The sequence below is a fragment of the Stieleria bergensis genome (genome assembly GCA_007745635.1).
Classification (GTDB): Bacteria; Planctomycetota; Planctomycetia; order Pirellulales; family Pirellulaceae; genus Stieleria; species Stieleria bergensis.
This window is the reverse complement of the sequence record CP036272.1, coordinates 6,042,946-6,059,223: the sequence shown is the minus strand read 5'-3', so window position 1 is coordinate 6,059,223 and position 16,278 is coordinate 6,042,946. Positions and strand designations below refer to the sequence as shown.

At 54.7% G+C, this 16,278-nt stretch carries 10 protein-coding genes; 3 read left to right on the top strand and 7 right to left on the bottom strand.

Annotated elements, in window-relative coordinates; all coding sequences use genetic code 11:
* The first annotated feature begins 6 nt into the window (after positions 1–6).
* Complete coding sequence (locus tag SV7mr_RS21235; protein WP_419187722.1) at positions 7–2,994, top strand: hybrid sensor histidine kinase/response regulator; 2,988 nt, start codon at positions 7–9, stop codon at positions 2,992–2,994.
* A gap of 40 nt (positions 2,995–3,034) precedes the next feature.
* On the opposite strand, the gene SV7mr_RS21230 is transcribed toward SV7mr_RS21235, so the two are convergent.
* The 3 genes from SV7mr_RS21230 to SV7mr_RS21220 all read right to left on the bottom strand — a co-directional run bounded on the left by SV7mr_RS21230 (position 3,035) and on the right by SV7mr_RS21220 (position 6,723).
* Positions 3,035–4,483, bottom strand: a complete 1,449-nt coding sequence (locus SV7mr_RS21230) for a sigma-54-dependent transcriptional regulator (RefSeq protein ID WP_419187721.1) — start codon at positions 4,481–4,483, stop codon at positions 3,035–3,037.
* On the bottom strand, positions 4,480–5,934 hold the full coding sequence (locus SV7mr_RS21225) for a sensor histidine kinase (RefSeq protein WP_145276473.1): 1,455 nt from the start codon (positions 5,932–5,934) through the stop codon (positions 4,480–4,482). The genes SV7mr_RS21230 and SV7mr_RS21225 overlap by 4 nt, the downstream gene beginning before the upstream one ends.
* Before the next feature lie 63 nt (positions 5,935–5,997).
* Positions 5,998–6,723, bottom strand: coding sequence for an SOS response-associated peptidase (locus tag SV7mr_RS21220; RefSeq protein WP_145276471.1), 726 nt, complete (start codon positions 6,721–6,723; stop codon positions 5,998–6,000).
* A gap of 790 nt (positions 6,724–7,513) precedes the next feature.
* Between SV7mr_RS21220 and SV7mr_RS21215 the strand changes: the two genes are divergently transcribed.
* Complete coding sequence (locus tag SV7mr_RS21215; protein WP_419188492.1) at positions 7,514–9,094, top strand: TrkH family potassium uptake protein; 1,581 nt, start codon at positions 7,514–7,516, stop codon at positions 9,092–9,094.
* A 352-nt stretch (positions 9,095–9,446) separates the two neighbouring features.
* Here SV7mr_RS21215 and SV7mr_RS21210 read toward each other — a convergent pair whose 3' ends face one another.
* Together SV7mr_RS21210 and SV7mr_RS21205 are read right to left on the bottom strand one after the other, a co-directional pair.
* Positions 9,447–11,036 (bottom strand): sodium:solute symporter family protein, encoded by a 1,590-nt coding sequence (locus SV7mr_RS21210; protein ID WP_145276467.1) that lies wholly within the window; start codon positions 11,034–11,036, stop codon positions 9,447–9,449.
* The gene (locus SV7mr_RS21205) at positions 11,033–11,296 is read right to left on the bottom strand and encodes a DUF3311 domain-containing protein (protein ID WP_145276464.1); all 264 of its coding nucleotides are present in this window, start codon (positions 11,294–11,296) and stop codon (positions 11,033–11,035) included. Before SV7mr_RS21205 ends, SV7mr_RS21210 begins: the two co-directional genes overlap by 4 nt.
* A 571-nt stretch (positions 11,297–11,867) precedes the next feature.
* Here SV7mr_RS21205 and rlmKL point away from each other — a divergent pair.
* Positions 11,868–14,114 (top strand): bifunctional 23S rRNA (guanine(2069)-N(7))-methyltransferase RlmK/23S rRNA (guanine(2445)-N(2))-methyltransferase RlmL, encoded by a 2,247-nt coding sequence (gene rlmKL / locus SV7mr_RS21195; protein WP_145276460.1) that lies wholly within the window; start codon positions 11,868–11,870, stop codon positions 14,112–14,114.
* A gap of 218 nt (positions 14,115–14,332) precedes the next feature.
* Here rlmKL and fabF read toward each other — a convergent pair whose 3' ends face one another.
* Both fabF and acpP read right to left on the bottom strand, forming a co-directional pair.
* Positions 14,333–15,622: a beta-ketoacyl-ACP synthase II gene (gene fabF / locus SV7mr_RS21190; RefSeq protein ID WP_145276458.1), complete on the bottom strand. Its 1,290-nt coding sequence runs from the start codon at positions 15,620–15,622 to the stop codon at positions 14,333–14,335.
* A gap of 332 nt (positions 15,623–15,954) precedes the next feature.
* The gene (gene acpP, locus SV7mr_RS21185; protein WP_145278820.1) at positions 15,955–16,197 is read right to left on the bottom strand and encodes an acyl carrier protein; all 243 of its coding nucleotides are present in this window, start codon (positions 16,195–16,197) and stop codon (positions 15,955–15,957) included.
* Between the last annotated feature and the right edge of the window lie 81 nt (positions 16,198–16,278).

Here is a 16,278-nt window from a genome sequence, read left to right as displayed (position 1 = left end):
GCTGCCATGTTAAAGTTATACACGTTTATTCCTATCCGTTTCCGGTTGGCGCTGACCATTACCTGTATTGTTGCAGGCGGGATTCTACTCGCTGATTGGATTGGTTTGGTTCCACACAGTCGTGGTCATGTTCAGCAAGGCCGTATCGGCATTGCAGAGACGATTGCAGTGACTGGCACCGCCCTGGTTGAACAAGGTGATATCGACGGTTTTCAAGCCTCGGTGCGGGCGCTTGCGGTCAGTAACCAGCACGTTCGCAGCATTCGATTCATCGACCGTCTCGGGCGGACGCGATTTGAAACCAGCGACCATGACCAATATTGGTCTGAAGATCAGGTTGACATTGAATCCAACTTGGCCGTGCCAATTCTGCGTGCGGGCGAAGACTTTGGGTCCTTGCAAATTGCCTTTACACCGCTGGACACGGAGCTAGGCATTGCGCGCTATGAAATTTGGGGTGTGTTGGCGTTTGTCATTCCGCTGTGCTTCATTCAAGTTTCGGTCTTTTTGCGGCGGATGGTTGCAGCCCTGAACCCCAAGGGGGCTGTCCCTGAAAATGTTCGTTCGTTCATGGATACATTCGCGGAAGGTTTGGTGTTGATGGACGATCAGCAGCGGGTGTTGATCGCCAACCGACAGCTTGGTGATGTTTTAGGGAAGGATCCCGACGAGTTGTTCGGGAAGAACATTGACTCACTTGGTTTCGAGATTGCTGATCAGGGCGAATCCTGGCCGTGGGCTGAAGCCATGGTCTCACAGCAGGCTGTGACCGAGCGGATTTTAAAGCTGCGCGCCCCGACAGGCAAAGTTCACACGTTCACGGTCAATTGCAATCCGCTGCATGGTCAGGGTGTGATGGCCACGTTGGATGATATTTCTGAGTTCGAAGAAAATAAAGCTCGGCTCGCGGTTGCTTTGGGGATCGCGAAAGACGCCAATGACGCAAAGAGCGCATTTTTGGCCAATATGAGTCATGAGATCCGTACACCGTTGAATGCCGTTTTAGGATTCACCGATGTACTGCGACGTGGTTTGGTCAGTGATTCGGCTGAAATGCTCGATCATCTGAATATGATTCACCGCAGTGGGGCACACCTGCTGGATTTGATCAACGATGTGTTGGATCTGTCCAAAATCGAAGCGGGTCATATGCACGTCGAATCGATCCCCACGGCTGTGATCGATGTGATCAAAGACTCGGCAAGTGTTCAGACGGGGCGTGCGAAAGAGAAAGGGATTGATCTCAACATTCATTGCCGGACGGATATCCCGTCCGTGATTCACACCGATCCCATGCGGCTTAAACAGGTTCTGATCAACCTGATTGGAAACGCGATCAAGTTTACCGAACGCGGTGGCGTTTGTGTTCAAGTCGAGTGCCTACCGTATTCAGGCGATTTGGGAAATGCGGATGCTGGACGCTACACTCACGAGTTGCTGGTGCATGTAAAAGACACTGGCATCGGGATGACCGAAGAAGCGCAAACCAAGGTGTTCAACGCTTTCATACAAGCGGACAGTTCAACCACACGTCGTTTTGGTGGCACCGGGTTGGGGCTTTCGATCAGCCGGCGATTGGCTGAGGCGATGCATGGAACGATCGACGTTCATAGTGAGATTGGCGTTGGCAGTACCTTCACCATTCGCCTGCCGGTTACAGTGACTGAACAAGATCTTTGGACGCCGGCAGATCTGATCAAGGGTAACTTGGTCGATCATTATGCTCCCAAAGAATCTGGCAAGCTGCAGCGTATTCCCAACAAACGCATCCTTGTTGTTGATGATGGTGAAGCGAATCGCAATTTGATCGACTTGGTCTTGAGGCGGGCTGGTGCACAAGTTCAAACCGTCTCGGATGGTCAACAGGCGGTGGACGCGATTCGAAAAGAGGATTTCGATTTGGTTTACATGGACGTTCAGATGCCTGTCTTGGACGGTTTGTCCGCCACGCAGGTCTTGCGGGACGAAGGGTACCATCTGCCGATTGTTGCCCTGACTGGAAACGTGATGAAGGGTGACCGGGAGCGATGTTTGCAGGCGGGGTGTGATGGATTTTTGCCGAAGCCTGTTGACCTTGATGAACTGCTCGCCACCAGCCGACATTACTTAGGCGAGGCCGATTCAGAAGATCTGACAGAGATCATTCCAACACTGGCACCCGTCAATGAAACCGATGAACAGAAAACACCTGTCACGCGGTTGGATTCTGCTGAATCGATTCACACCACGTTGCCAACCGATGACGAAAACCTGCGCCGGATTGTGTCGGATTTCGTCGAGCGTTTAGAGGGCCGACTCGATGGGATTGAAGAAGCCCTGCAAGGCGAAGACTTTGAGCACGTTCGCGCAGAAGCACACTGGTTACGAGGCTCCGGAGGAACCGTCGGCTTCCAAGTCCTGACCGACGTGGCCTGCGACTTAGAAGCGGCTGCTCAGGGCGAAAACGTTGACGACGCGCTTGCCGTTTTGCATGAGCTACAAGACATTCGCAGCAAGATTGTGCGTCCGCAGATCAGCCCTTCCGAAGAGACCGTTTCACAGCCCGAGCCACCAAGCGATCAGGCTCCTCAGCAATCCACTTGGCTAGAAGGGCTTTCGGCAATGGCTGCAATGGCTCGCTCTGCCGATGAAAACTCTGCCGATGCGAGTGCTCCGGTGGAACAGGAGGATCAGACACCGATTCACTGTCAGTTGCCGTTGGATGATCCCGAGTACCTTGAGATTGTCAGTGGTTTCCTTGAACGTCTTGGTGGGCGATTGGAAGGGATGCACCAGTTTCTCCAGCAGGATCAGCTGGAAGAGCTTGGCAACGAAGCGCATTGGTTAAAAGGTTCCGGAGGTACAGTCGGTTTCCCGGAGTTTACCGGGCCGGCGCTGGACTTGATGAATTCAGCACGCGACAACGACGCGGAGGCGAGCGAACTCCATTTGCAACAAGTGATGGATGTGCGTCAACGATTGGTGATTCCAGCGACAAGTGGCAGCGTCAGCTAAGAGGAAAGTCCTGATTGACAGGACGAACGGACGCCCTGAATCAATCGTTGTCCATTTGGTAACTGCGGAGCTTTTCACGCAATGTTCCGCGGTGAATCCCCAGTCGCTCCGCTGCGGCAGCACGATTGCCTTTGGTGCTGATGAGCACTTTCTTAATCAGCAGCGGCTCGAACCTGCGAATCAGTTGTGACTGTAAATCAGCGGTTTCGTCATCAGCCAGCAAAGAGTCAATCCACTGGTTGACGACATCATCCAGAGTGCCCGATGTTTCTTCATCGCCAATGGTTTCGTCCATTGGATCGGGGAAGTCCTGGAGCGTCATGGTTCGGCCTCGCGAGACCACGGCAGCGTGTTCGACAGCATTGCGAAGTTCGCGAATATTGCCTTGCCAGTTTCGTTCAGCGAGCTGCGAACACAGGTCATCATCCATGGCTTGTTGCGGATCGGCTTGAGAGACTTGCGAAAAGAAGTGTCTGGCGAGCATGTTCAGATCGTCTTTGCGCCCGCGTAGCGGGGGCAGGTGGATCTGCAAACCAGAGAGTCGATAGTACAAGTCTTCGCGGAATTTTCCTTCGGCCATCGCCTTGCGAAGGTCGCAATTGGTGGCCGCTAACACGCGAACATCGGCGTGCCGTGTCTCGGTGTCGCCAACTCGCATGAATTCCCCATGCTCTAGCACTCGCAATAATTTGACCTGGATGTTCATTGGTAGGTCACCGATTTCATCCAGCATGACCGTGCCACCATGAGCCATTTCAAACAGGCCCACGCGATCCGTTTCGGCGCCTGTGAATGCACCTCGGATGTGTCCAAACAGTTCACTCTCGATCAGCTCTGGATTGAGGGCAACCGGTGCGATGGGGAGGTAAGGTGCCTGTGCGCGATGGGAGTGCAGATGAATCGCTGAAGCGACAAGCTCTTTACCTGTCCCGGTTTCTCCAGTGATCAGGACGGAGAGGTCGCTTTGGGCAACCAAGGCGATCTGCCGAAAAACCTGTTGCATGGCAGCAGACTGGCCAATCAGTTTTCCCCGCTGGCTGCGATCAATGGTTGGCTTTTTCAGTTCGGCGTCAAAACTAGAGCGTAACGCCGCGTCGCAAACTTGTTTGACTTGCTGGAGTTCAAAGGGTTTGGTTAAGTAATCCGTGGCGCCTCGTTTGACGGCTGCGACGGCGGTTTCTAAGTCACCGAAGGCGGTCATCACGATCACGGGGCAGTTGCCGATCTGTTGTTTTAGTTTCGGTAGCAACTCCAGACCGCTCTGGCCGGGGAGACGAACATCCAGAAGAACAAGGTCTGGCGGTGTCTGGCAGGCTAATTGAAATCCCTCTTCGGCGCTGGATGCGGTGACGACCTGATGGCCTTGGGAGGCAAACAAGGTTTCAAAAGCCCAGCAGATTGATGGTTCATCATCGATCACCAGCACGCGATACTGTTCGTCCACTGGCTTGGTTTCCGAGGCAGGATTGTGTTTGGGGTCTTGGTTCACGGTCGCTCTCCAGCGGACGGCGATTCGATGGCGGGAAGGGTTAAGGTAAACCGAGTGAGCTGATCTTCACGAACCCATGTGACGCTGCCGCCGAGACGCTCGGCCGACCGCTTGACTACGGCAAGCCCCAGTCCCATGCCTTCTGGTTTCGTGGTGACGAAGGCTTCAAAAACTTGTTCGGCGACTTCTGGATCGACACCGGCACCATTATCAACGACATCGACGACCAGTTCCGCAACGCAGGGAGCAGTGGTTGATGAAGCCTCTGGCCCGGTTTCCAGGGTGGCGACCTTTGCTCGCACAGTGACTTCATCGGCTTCGGCGAGAGCATTGAGCACTAAGTTGGAGACCGCGGCATTGAGTGATCGTTCGTCTTTGATCAGATAATGTTCTAAACGCTGGTCAAGTTGCCAGCGAAGTGTTCGTTTCAGGTGCTGTGCAATGGATTGGTGGCTGGCCTGAAGGTCGAAGAGGCATTTCCCAGCGGGGGCTTGTTGGTCAACCTGTTGGTCTTGTGTTCCCAAAGAGAGTAACCGGCTGACATAGTCTTCAGCGATCTCCAGTTGGTTGATCGCAACACCCGCTTCTTTGCCGCCGCTTTGGCAAGCGGCTTGATGCAGTTCGATGGCCATGCGTGCGCCAGTCAGCGTGTTGCGCAATTGGTGTGCCATGCCGCTGGCGACTTGATGCAGCAACTTGGCCCGTTGATCGCGTTTGACTTCTTTCCACAGTTGGTCCAACTGAATGGTCATCTGATTGATTGCAATCGACAGTTGTCCCAGTTCATCGGGGCTGTTTTCCGTGAGCTGGGATGAAAAGTCTCCGGCCGCAACACGATCGACTTGTTCTTGCAACACCGTGATCCGCTTGACGAGTCGGGACATGATCAGCCAGGTTGTTGTCACGATCAGCAGAATCGTTGACAGGCCAGTGGCTAATGGTGTGATCGCCGTTTGTCGTGCGGACGCCTGGACCGATCGGCGTTCAAACAACACAATCACACGAGCAATCCCATCACGCACCACATCGCTGGATGGACGTCCCAGAGCGTAGGCAAAGTAGGCTTCGTTGCCCAGTTCCAGTTCGACCGCTTGGGTGACATCTCGCCGAGCCTGGTCAACGCTTAGTGATCGCGCTGGAAGTTGTTGTAACTGTGCGATGTCATCTTCTGAGACCGCTAGGGTGGAGCGCGCAATGTCCCCGTTGGTCGACAAAGCAATCCACTGGGTCGAGGTCAGCTGTGAAAGTGAATTGAGCGCCGAAGAAGTCAGGGGGATGGGAGTCGAAGAGAAGGCAGCGCGAATCGATTCAATGCGTTCTAGCATCGCTTGCTGAGCTTGCCGGCGACCGTACGACCAGGAGGCCATGGCGACCAGCAATGAAGCGATTGCCGCCGTGCCCACCAACGGCACTAACATCTTCACTCGAATCGATCGACCGTGTTGTTTCATGCCCTGCTCTGTTGATCGCCCATCAGGTGACTGGCTGCGAAGGAAGGTTGCTCACCAACGTGACTAAAACAGCTCGCCCTGCTGAAGTGGCTTTTCGATTTCGATGCAACGTGGACCTTCGTTTTGGGAACGACTCACGTAGGTTGAAACCGGATCGACGGAGAATTCCATTGCTTGGCAGGCATTGTACAGCGGTTTGAGAGCGCTGGCATCTTGGACTTCTTGGTCAAGCCAAAGTTGTGCTTGGGCCTCGGTCAAAAAGACTGGCATGCGGTCATGGATTTCAGCCGTGGCCGGACCCGCGTTGGTGGTCAGGACGGTCGCCGATTCAACGGGTTGATCCGCGACGTGCTCATTCCGCTGCCACAGACCAGCCATGACGAGCAGCTGGCCGGACGGATCGCGAATCCAATACGGTTGCTTGCCGTGATCCGTTTTGACCCATTCGAAATAGCCATCGGCGGGAATCAAACAACGTTGTGTTTTCAGAGCCGACTTGAAGGCGTTTTTCTCCGCCACCGTTTCACTGCGAGCATTGATCATTCGGTAACCGATCGCAGCATCCGTCGCCCAGTGAGGGATCAGTCCCCAGTGCAGCATCGCCAGGTCACGTTTCTCGCTGCCCGGTTGCGATCGCACACAGGCAATCGGTTGCCCGGGGGCGACGTTGTATCGTGAATGAATCGATAGCTCGTCAATGCGTCCGGTTCGTTCTTGATCGGTCCACAGAGGCAGCAACGCTTGAGTCCATTGAGCTGCAGGAGTGTTCAGGTTGTACCGACCGCACATCAAACCAGAGCTTGTTAGAAAAAGTGAATTGAGCTGGAAACATCAGCCGAGTGCGATGTCCGAGGCAGACCGACAAACCCGCGTGACTGGAAAGTAGATGGCGGCAACGTTTGAATGTTTTTGCTCGGCGGTAGCCCGGGAAGTCAGGTGTGGTGCAATTTCGTTCGAGCAAAATGCAACACATTGCCTGATTTGGCAGCGCTGCGAACACCACTTCTTAGTGTAGTCCGCCAGCGACTTGGGGACGAGGCAGATTGAGATTGGCAGACGGGCTGTGAAAGTTTTCTCGCGAGCCGGTTTTTCCCGGTTTTCGACTGGGAAAAAGCTATGATTCCTCGTGTTTACTGGACTTGCCGGCAGAAAAGAAAAGCAGCGAATCGATACCGCCTCCAGTACCGATCCGCCAGAATCTGGGCAATCCCCTGAGGAAAGGAACGCTCAGCTGACCCTGAACGGCAACGGTCTAGACCGCGAATCGTTCAAGGTGCAGCGTCTCAAATTGCAAATCAGATGCCAATTCATGCGAAGTGGTTTTAGAAAGCGGGCCAGCAACATTGGATCGCCCGTCGCGTGGGCGTTCCAAGGACGCCAGGCAACGCGTTGCCGTGGACGCTGGCGGGACGCAGGGCTGAAACCAAAGCGTGGCGTCAGCCCTCGACTTCGCGAAGCAAGATTGGTTTAGGGCTGATAACACATCGCTTGCTAAGATTACAATCCGCCCAACTCTTGATTTTCCCATTGCCTGGATGATTTGACTGTGAACATTCGATTGCTGAGCCGAGTGTTGGGGATGGTGTGCCTGTTGGTTGGTACGTCAATGTTGTTTAGTTTGCCGTTCGGGTTTCCCATCTTTGCCAATCGGACGTTCTTGCCAGCGGCTGAGTCGCCTGAGTACGGTGGCATTCAAGGGCTGTTGCTGGGGACCGGCATCAGTTTTGTCATCGGCATTGCAATGTTGATCTTTGGTCGCGGCAGCCGTGGAGCCCAGCTGTTTCGTAAAGAGGCGATGGCGATCGTCGGTCTCAGTTGGGTGTTGGCAACCGTGCTTGGTGCGCTGCCCTATTATCTTTCTGAAACCAAGATTGCGCCTGATCAGCCCATGACCTTCATCGAAGCGATGTTCGAATCCCAGGCGGGGTTTAGCACCACTGGGGCAACGGTGCTGACGGATTTGGAAACACCTGCAGACGTGCCGCATTGCATTTTATTCTGGCGTAGCTTCACGCACTTTCTTGGTGGGCTGGGCATCGTGGTTCTGTTTGTGGCGATTCTTGGTCAAGGATCGGCAGGGAAGGCGATGGCTCGCGCGGAGATGCCGGGCCCAAGTAAGGAGGGCAGTCAGCCTCGGATGCAACACACTGCGTTGCTGTTTGCGGGGATCTATTGTGGGCTGAATGTGATCCTGACGGTGATCTACATGCTGTTTGGCATGACCTTGTTTGATGGGCTCTGCCATGCTTTTGGAACGATGGCCACCGGAGGTTTTAGCACTTACAACCGTTCACTCGGTGCATTCGAAAGTCCTTCGATTGAATACATCACCATTGTGTTCATGATCCTGGCCGGAACGAACTTCACGCTGTTGTATTTGACCATGGTCGGTGGTTTGAAGCGCCTGCTCAACGATGCCGAGTTTCAAACGTTCTTAGGCATCATCCTGGTCGTGACCTTAGGGATTTTGTTTTACGGCATTCGGCATGACGATCCCGGTTTCGATCCGCCGGGTCAAGGTTTCCGCAATGCGTTGTTTCAAGTGGTCTCGGTGATTACGACCACTGGATATGGCACCGCAGACTTTGATACATGGAACAACTTCGCTCGGGGCGTCTTGTTGGTGTTGATGTTCGTCGGTGGTTGTGCTGGCAGTACCGGTGGCGGTTTGAAGGTGATTCGTCATGTGCTGTTCTTCAAGATCCTTCGCCGTGAAATCGAACTGTCTTATCGGCCTCGCGTGGTGCGGCCGATTCGGTTGGGGCAGACGACGGCCGATGACCCGGCAATGCTTAGCGGGATCATGGTTTATTTTTGCTTGATCTTGGGGATCTTCATCGCGTCGTGGATGGGCTTGGTTGCGTTTGAGCCCAACGAGACCTGGGGTTATTCAGAAGTGGTTTCCGTTGACCCAGAGGGCAATCAGACGGTGGCCATCAGCAAGGGGACGACGGATGAGAAGCTGTTGGATTGTGCGAGTGCCGTTGCAGCAACGCTAAACAACATTGGTCCCGGCCTTGGCGTTGTTGGGCCGACAAGGAATTACGCGGAATTCAGCCAAGGGGCCAAAGCGTTATTTGTGTGGCTGATGTTGCTCGGCCGAGTGGAAGTGTTCAGCGTCTTGGTGCTGGTGTTTCCCACGTTCTGGAGGCGAACGTAAAGTCCAATCGCCACCTGCGAGCCGGTGGCCCGGTTTTTGGGGCAGTCCAACGCCCAAACGGCTGATGGCAAAACAGTAGGGGGCCGTGCTTGCACGCACCAAAAACACAGGGCAACGCCAACGGCAGGCAGCCACAACGCAGCCCTCCCCGGCCGGCCATTGAGACAATCATTGCCGCCGCCTTGCAAATTTGCGCACTCATCACCGCGCCACCACCGCCAACCGGCCGACTCTCCCGCAAACGGGAGGGTTTTGCTGAATGCAACCGTTGACCATTCGCTGCCTGAACTCTCCCGCAAGCGGGAGGGTGTTGTTGATGGGGCCGCGCGAAATCAATTGCCTTCCCCGGCGTCTATTGGGCTGGGAAAAACTTGGCCAAGGTTTCTGGCTTGGGTTTGGGCGTGATCAATGACACGACGACCATCGCAATCAAGCTACTGCCAAGCATTCCGACCACGGGCATGACGTCATACGTTTCTTCGCCGATCGGCAGATCCAGAACATAGGTTCGCAGCGTGTCCGACTGTAATGCTTGATAGAACATGTAGGACCAGCTTGCGATGGCAGCCAAGACGCCAGCAATCGCTCCCATCGCACTTAGCCCACGCCAATACAGCGCTGCTAACACGATTGGAAACAACGCACTAAAGCCACTGAAGCACCAGACACCGAGTGCAAAGACGCTCTTGGGATCAAACAGGCTTAGAACGTATGTCACGGCCACAATGCCGATGATGAAGCTACGGGTGTACAGGACCGTTTGTCGATCGGAAACATTTTCTTTGCCCTTGTAGTGCGTCACAATGTCGTTGGTGAACATCGTCCCAATGCAAAGGAACTGGCTGTCCAAACTACTCATGATCGCCGCCAAAATCCCTGCTGCCAGGAAGCCCGCCAGGATGGGACTGGTCAGTTTTTTGACCAAGAATGGGAGCAATGCGTTGGGCGATAAGGTTGGAGGGATGTTGATGGTATCCCCTGTCGCCCAGACGCCGACCAGCACGCAGGGCACCCAGACAATCATGATGAACAGTGGGTGGCAAATGACGGGCACCTTGAACGAGCTTGAGCTCTTGGCGGTCATCCAGTGCTGGAAGAGGTGTGGAAACATGCCGACTGATAATGGAATCAGCAAGTACGTAAAGAACTTGGTCTTGCTCATTTCAGACCGAGTGGCTTTGTCGTCGGGGATTGATTCACCGAGTACCTTCAGGTTTTCGAACAAGCTTTCGGTGCCACCAAGTTTCATCGCAATCACAACAAAGGTGACTAAACCTAGGACCATGAAGACCATGGTTTGCAGCGTATTGGCCCAAGTGGTCCCTCGCATCCCACCAAAGAACACGTACACCAAAACCACAATGCACACCATCAGCGAACCCAAGTAAGGTGGCACGCCACCGTTCAGTGCTTTGATGATGGTGCCGTCTGGCTTGGTGGCCTCAAACCATTCCGGTGACAGGCCCGCAGTCAGTGACTGGATCACTGTTCCACTGGCCATCACACCGATCAAGAGATAGGGAATGACCAGGCCGACCAAGATCGGGAACAGCAGCAGGCCAATGAAATCGTTATCCAGGCGGTCACGGAAGAATTCAATCTGAGTGGTGTAGCCGTTGTTACGGGCAATCTTCCAGACTTTGACACCGATGACAAAGAAACACAGCGAGTGAATGATCCCACTGCTACTGGCTAACATCCCGTAAACACCAATGCCTTCCTTGAAGGCTTCCCCGCTGCTGCCGACCAGGGCAAACGCGGTCATGGTGGTTCCAAACAGGCTCATCAACAGAAAGAACGGGCCAATCGAATGACTGGCGACTTGGAAGTCTTTCTTGGTGCCTTTGAACAGCAGGCTGCTGGAGAGTCCTAGCAGCAGCAAAATCGCCAAGTAGCCCAAGATGATGATGAGCTGTGGCAAGCCGGGTTGTAGATCGTTCATTTTCCCGCCTCCTGCTGGTTGTTTTCCTGGAAGGCTTGACCATCGTCTCCGAAGGGCCAGGCGATGAAGGTGGCTAAAGCCCAGGTCAGGCTGGCGCCAAGCGAAATGCAGGCATGCCAAAACAATCCAATCGGCATGAAGCCAAAGACCAAGGTGTCACTTTCCCAGTTCCAGTTGTCTTGGTGCAAAATCAGCAGCAGCACAACCAGGCCGCTGATGATCCAGACTCCTTTGGAGGCTGCTTTTGATGATCCAGTCATGCGATTCCCGAGCAAAAGTGTTCTAGGCAGGAGGGAGGGAACAGGAGGGTGGTGCAGAGGCCGTCCGGCAGAAGTCTTGTTGTTGTCAAGCATTGGAAACGGGCCTGGCTGCCCGAATAGTGTACTCGCAAGACACCCCGTTCCGATAGATCCCCCTCAAAAAGACGTCGCCGCTGCAGGCCGTGTCTTCTTCCGGTGCGGCGGCCGTTGGATTCCGTTGCCGGCAAGGCTTGGCAACACTTGTGCAAGCCCCGGATCGTCCAGCATTCTGGACAAACCGGACCGCGTTGGCAAACCAGAGCGGCTGAGACCAATTCGAGCCCGCTGGGCCTGCTACCAACGCTGGGGGCTGCTACCAACGCTGGGGCTGCTACCAACGCTGGGGCTGCTACCAACGCTGGGGCTGCTACCAACGCTGGGGCTGCTACCAAGGCTGGGGCTTCTACCAAGGCTGGGGGCTGCTACCAACGCTGGGGCTTCTGCACTGCTTGCCGGGTCCAAAGTCATCTACACTACTGAATTGTCTTCAGTCGATGACTGACCGAGCCACTTAGCCGTTAGGTATCCTTTGATGTCCCAAGACTTAATCGCCATGTGCGGCTTTGGTCTGGAAAAGGTCGTTCAGCGCGAACTTGCCGACCTACAGATCGATTCCAGCTTAGGGGCTGACGCAGCCAGCGCCGGGCGCGTTGCCTTCCGCGGCGGGCTGCCCGAGATCGCGCTGACGAACCTGCACTTGCGATGTGCCCAGCGAATTGTGATTCGCGTGGCTGAATTTAACGCTGCTGACTTTGATGCGTTATTTGAACAGACAAAGGATTTGCCTTGGGGAGAATTGATCCCAGCTGCCGGTCAGTTTCCTGTCAGTGCGCGGTCCTACAAGTCGCAACTGACCAGCGCGCCGGCACTGCAGCGTTCGGTCAAGAAAGCGATTGCTCAGGCTTTGCAACGTGACCATTTTGTCGGGGAACTGCCGGAGACCGGTGGGCGCTACCACGTCGATCTTGCCCTGCAGAATGATCAAGCGTTGTTGACGCTCGATACCTCCGGCCAACCACTCTCGCAGCGCGGCTACCAAAGCCATCATTCCAAAGCGATTCTCAGCCAGACCTTAGCGGCTGCCTTGGTCAAGTTGACCTATTGGAAACCCGAATTCCCGCTGATCGATCCTTACTGTGGGGCGGGGATCATTCCTATTGAAGCCGCGATGATTGCCGCGCGGATCGCTCCTGGCGTTGATCGTGAGTTCGCGTTTGAATCTTGGTCCGACGAGTCGAAGCGTTTGCTTGGGACGTTGCGTGAACAAGCCGTTGAGCAACAGCTCAATGAGATCCCCGAGCGGATCCTTGGCTTTGACACCAATTCACGGCGTTTGGCTGATGCACGTCAAAATGCTCAGCTGGCCGGGGTGGACGAAATGGTCCACTTTCAAGATGCTCGCTTTGATCAAATCTCTAGCAAGCGTCGCTTTGGTTCCCTAGTCACTCGCTTGCCCTTTGTCCCCGGAGAGCCACAGGACTGGCGTAGCGATGAGGCTGCGGTGCTATATGAAACGATTCCCGATTTATTGCGCCGGTTGCCAACGTGGTCGCACTATGTGTTCACCGGCAATCGCAAGCTTGAAGACCTGCTAGGGCGTCCAGCTGATCGCCGTCGTAAGCTGTATGACGGCAAGTTCTCGTGCACCTATTATCAGTTTCATGGCCCCCGGCCAGTGGTTGAACAGCGATCGGTCAACGAGGCCGCGACGACGGTCAATGAATCAGACGCCAATCCTGGCCAAGAGGTCGCTCAGGCGCCCAGTACGATGACCCTTGTTCATGCTGAGGGTAAAGCAGCGTTCGGGGAGCTCAATGACAAAGCGCTGCACCAGGCGGGGCTGTTTACCAGTCGGCTAACCAAGCGTGCCAAGCATCTCCGTCGTTGGCCGACCCAGCGTGGTATCACTTGCTTTCGATTGTATGAACGAGACATTCCCGAGATTCCATTGGTGGTCGATCGGTACGAAGATCATTTGCACATCACGGAGTTTGAGCGACCACATGATCGTGATCCAGCGCAACACGGCAACTGGCTGGACTTGATGGCCGAAACCGCTGGCAAGGCGTTGAATGTGCCCAGCAATCAGATTCACTTCAAGCGTCGCGGCCGGCAAGAGAACTTTTCGCAGCATGAAAAAGTGGCCCAAACCGGGAATCGGATGGAGGTCGGGGAAGGCGGTTTGAAGTTCTGGGTGAACTTAAGTGACTACATCGATACAGGCCTGTTCTTGGATCATCGCGTCACCCGCGACATGGTACGCAAGGAATCCGCCGGCAAAGACGTTCTGAATCTCTTTGCGTACACCGGATCGTTCTCCGTGTATGCGGCGGACGGTGGTGCACGCAGCACAACAACGGTCGATCTTTCCAACACCTACACGCGCTGGGCAGAGGACAATCTAAAGCTCAATGGCTTTCTAGATGATGGAGCCGTTGGGGATCATCAGTTGATCACCCGCGACGTAGGCCGCTTTGTTAAAGACCAAATAGGGCAAGCGGAGTACGATTTGGTTGTGCTCGATCCGCCCACGTATTCGCGTAGCAAGAAGACTGACCAAGACTGGAACGTTCAGCGTGATGCGCTGCCGTTATTGCAAGACCTCTTGCAGTTGGTTCGGCCTGGGGGAGTGGTTTACTTTTCAAACAACTTTCGTCGTTTCAAGTTTGATCCACAGTCGCTTGAACTGTCGGCTTGTCATGAGATTTCCAAGCAGACGGTGCCAGAGGATTTTCGCAATCGGCGGATACACCGCTGTTGGCGAATGGTGCGCCGATAGACGCAGCATCTTGCCGCTGACGGCACTCACCAGAAACAGTGACAGCGGATGGGGTTTTACTGCCTGCTCGCGTTTCGCGGGGTCCCTGGCTTCGCGGGGTCCCCGACTTCGCGTTGCGGGGGCGACAGCGATCATCTCCCCGAAATTCCCGCCGCCACGTTGTGGCTGCGCGGCGTTGCGATTCCGTGCGCAACGATCGCAGGATTGTCGAAGCTGTTTTAGCCTTCGTACTTTTCGATCACGATACAGGCGTTGTGACCGCCGAATCCAAAGCTGTTGCTCATGGCGACTTTGACAGCTTTCGACGCCGCCTGATTCGGCGTGTAGTCCAAGTCGCAATCGGGGTCAGGGTTGGTCAAGTTGATCGTTGGAGCAATGGTTTCGGTTTCGATCGTCTTGCACAGGATCGCAGCTTCGATCCCACCGCTGGCACCCAGCGAGTGCCCAAGGCTGCTCTTGGTGCTGCTGACACTGGTTTTGTAAGCTGCGTCACCAAAAACACGCTTGATGGCATTGGTTTCAGCTTTGTCACCCAGTGGTGTGCTGGTGCCGTGAGCGTTGATGTAATCGACTTGATCGGGAGAGACGCCGGCATCATCCAAGGCCGCTTGCATGGCTGCTGCGGCGCCGGTACCTTCTGGATCTGGTGCCGTGATGTGTCCTGCATCGCAGGTCGTGCCATAGCCAATCACTTCGCCATAGATCTTTGCGCCGCGATTCAAGGCGTGCTGCAGTTCTTCAAAGACCAAAACGCCGGAGCCTTCGGATAGGACGAAGCCATCGCGTTCGGTGTCGAAGGGGCGACTGGCCTCGGTAGGTGCATCGACGCGAGCCGACAGCGCTTTCATGTTTTGGAATGCAGCAAAGCCCATGCGGGTCATGGCTGCTTCACTGCCACCGGTGATGACAAAGTCGGTTTCGTTTTGGCGAATGCTGCGGAGTGCGTCGCCCATGGCGTTGGTTGCACTGGCGCAAGCGGTGGCGACGGCAAAGTTTGGGCCACGTAAGCCATGGGTGATGGCAATGTTGCCGCCGGCAGCGTTGACCATCATTTTGGGAATCGTAAAGGGGCTGACGCGAGATGGACCTTTGGTCAGCATCTTTTCGATCTGTGCTTCGATCTCCAGTAGACCACCAATGCCGCTGCCTAAGATGACACCGCAGCGTGAGCGATCGGTTTGATCGAAATCGATGCCGCAGTCTTTGACGGCTTGCTCGGCAGCATGCACAGCTAACTGTGTGAAACGGTCCAGTCGCCTGGCTTCTTTGGGATCACAGATCCCTTCCAAGCTGAACTCGTGGATCTGGCCGCCAAAGTTAATTTTGTACTGTGTGGTGTCAATGCAGGTGATCGGGGCGATACCGCTTTCGCCAGCAGTGAGTGCAGACCAGAACTGTTCGATTTCACAGCCCAGGGGAGTAACAACGCCGATACCGGTGATCACGATACGGCGATCGCCTTTGAAAACAGAAGCGTTGGATGATGAATCGGCTGAACCTTGTGACATCTTGGTTGCCTTGTCTTAAGTTACGAACCAGTTGCGGAGTACAGAGTATTAGGAACGCGCTGCAAAACGACAGGAGGTATTCCTGGGTCGATAAAAATATCAGATGAAAAAAATGCCGCCTGATGTCACGTCGATCGTTGAATCAGATTCAAGTCACGACGTTTCAGTGGCGGCAATGGAACCCCGAGGTCTGTGAAGACCAGGGGCTAATGAGTTGCAGAAGAATGCCGTTTGCCATCTTGGCTCAAACAAGTTTGAGCAGCTTCGATCGCAAACAATGCATTCTCGTCAGACTTCACAACGCATCCGCGTCACGACACGGATGCGAGGTGTTATTCGTCGCCTTTGGCGCTTTCAATGAAGTCGATGGCTTCACCGACCTTTTGAATTTTCTCAGCGGCTTCATCGGGAATGCTGATATTGAACTCTTCTTCAAGTTCCATCACCAATTCCACGGTGTCCAACGAGTCGGCACCCAGGTCATTGACGAAGTTCGTCTCGCGGGTGATTTTGTCTTTATCGTGACCTAGTTGTTCGGCAACGATCTCGATCACGCGCTCTTCGACGCTGGCCATACGCATTCTCCAATCTTTGAATGTAATAGGGGTATAGGTTTGTCTTCACGAAACACCCCACAGAGGGCAGGGGAAACGCGA

Coding starts and splice junctions, on each gene's coding strand:
- SV7mr_RS21215 (WP_419188492.1), top strand. CDS start 7,514: ATGGTGTGCCTGTTGGTTGGTACGTCAATGTTGTTTAGTTTGCCGTTC.
- acpP (WP_145278820.1), bottom strand. CDS start 16,197: ATGGCCAGCGTCGAAGAGCGCGTGATCGAGATCGTTGCCGAACAACTA.
- SV7mr_RS21210 (WP_145276467.1), bottom strand. CDS start 11,036: ATGAACGATCTACAACCCGGCTTGCCACAGCTCATCATCATCTTGGGC.
- fabF (WP_145276458.1), bottom strand. CDS start 15,622: ATGTCACAAGGTTCAGCCGATTCATCATCCAACGCTTCTGTTTTCAAA.
- SV7mr_RS21220 (WP_145276471.1), bottom strand. CDS start 6,723: ATGTGCGGTCGGTACAACCTGAACACTCCTGCAGCTCAATGGACTCAA.
- SV7mr_RS21235 (WP_419187722.1), top strand. CDS start 7: ATGTTAAAGTTATACACGTTTATTCCTATCCGTTTCCGGTTGGCGCTG.
- SV7mr_RS21205 (WP_145276464.1), bottom strand. CDS start 11,296: ATGACTGGATCATCAAAAGCAGCCTCCAAAGGAGTCTGGATCATCAGC.
- rlmKL (WP_145276460.1), top strand. CDS start 11,868: ATGTCCCAAGACTTAATCGCCATGTGCGGCTTTGGTCTGGAAAAGGTC.
- SV7mr_RS21225 (WP_145276473.1), bottom strand. CDS start 5,934: ATGAAACAACACGGTCGATCGATTCGAGTGAAGATGTTAGTGCCGTTG.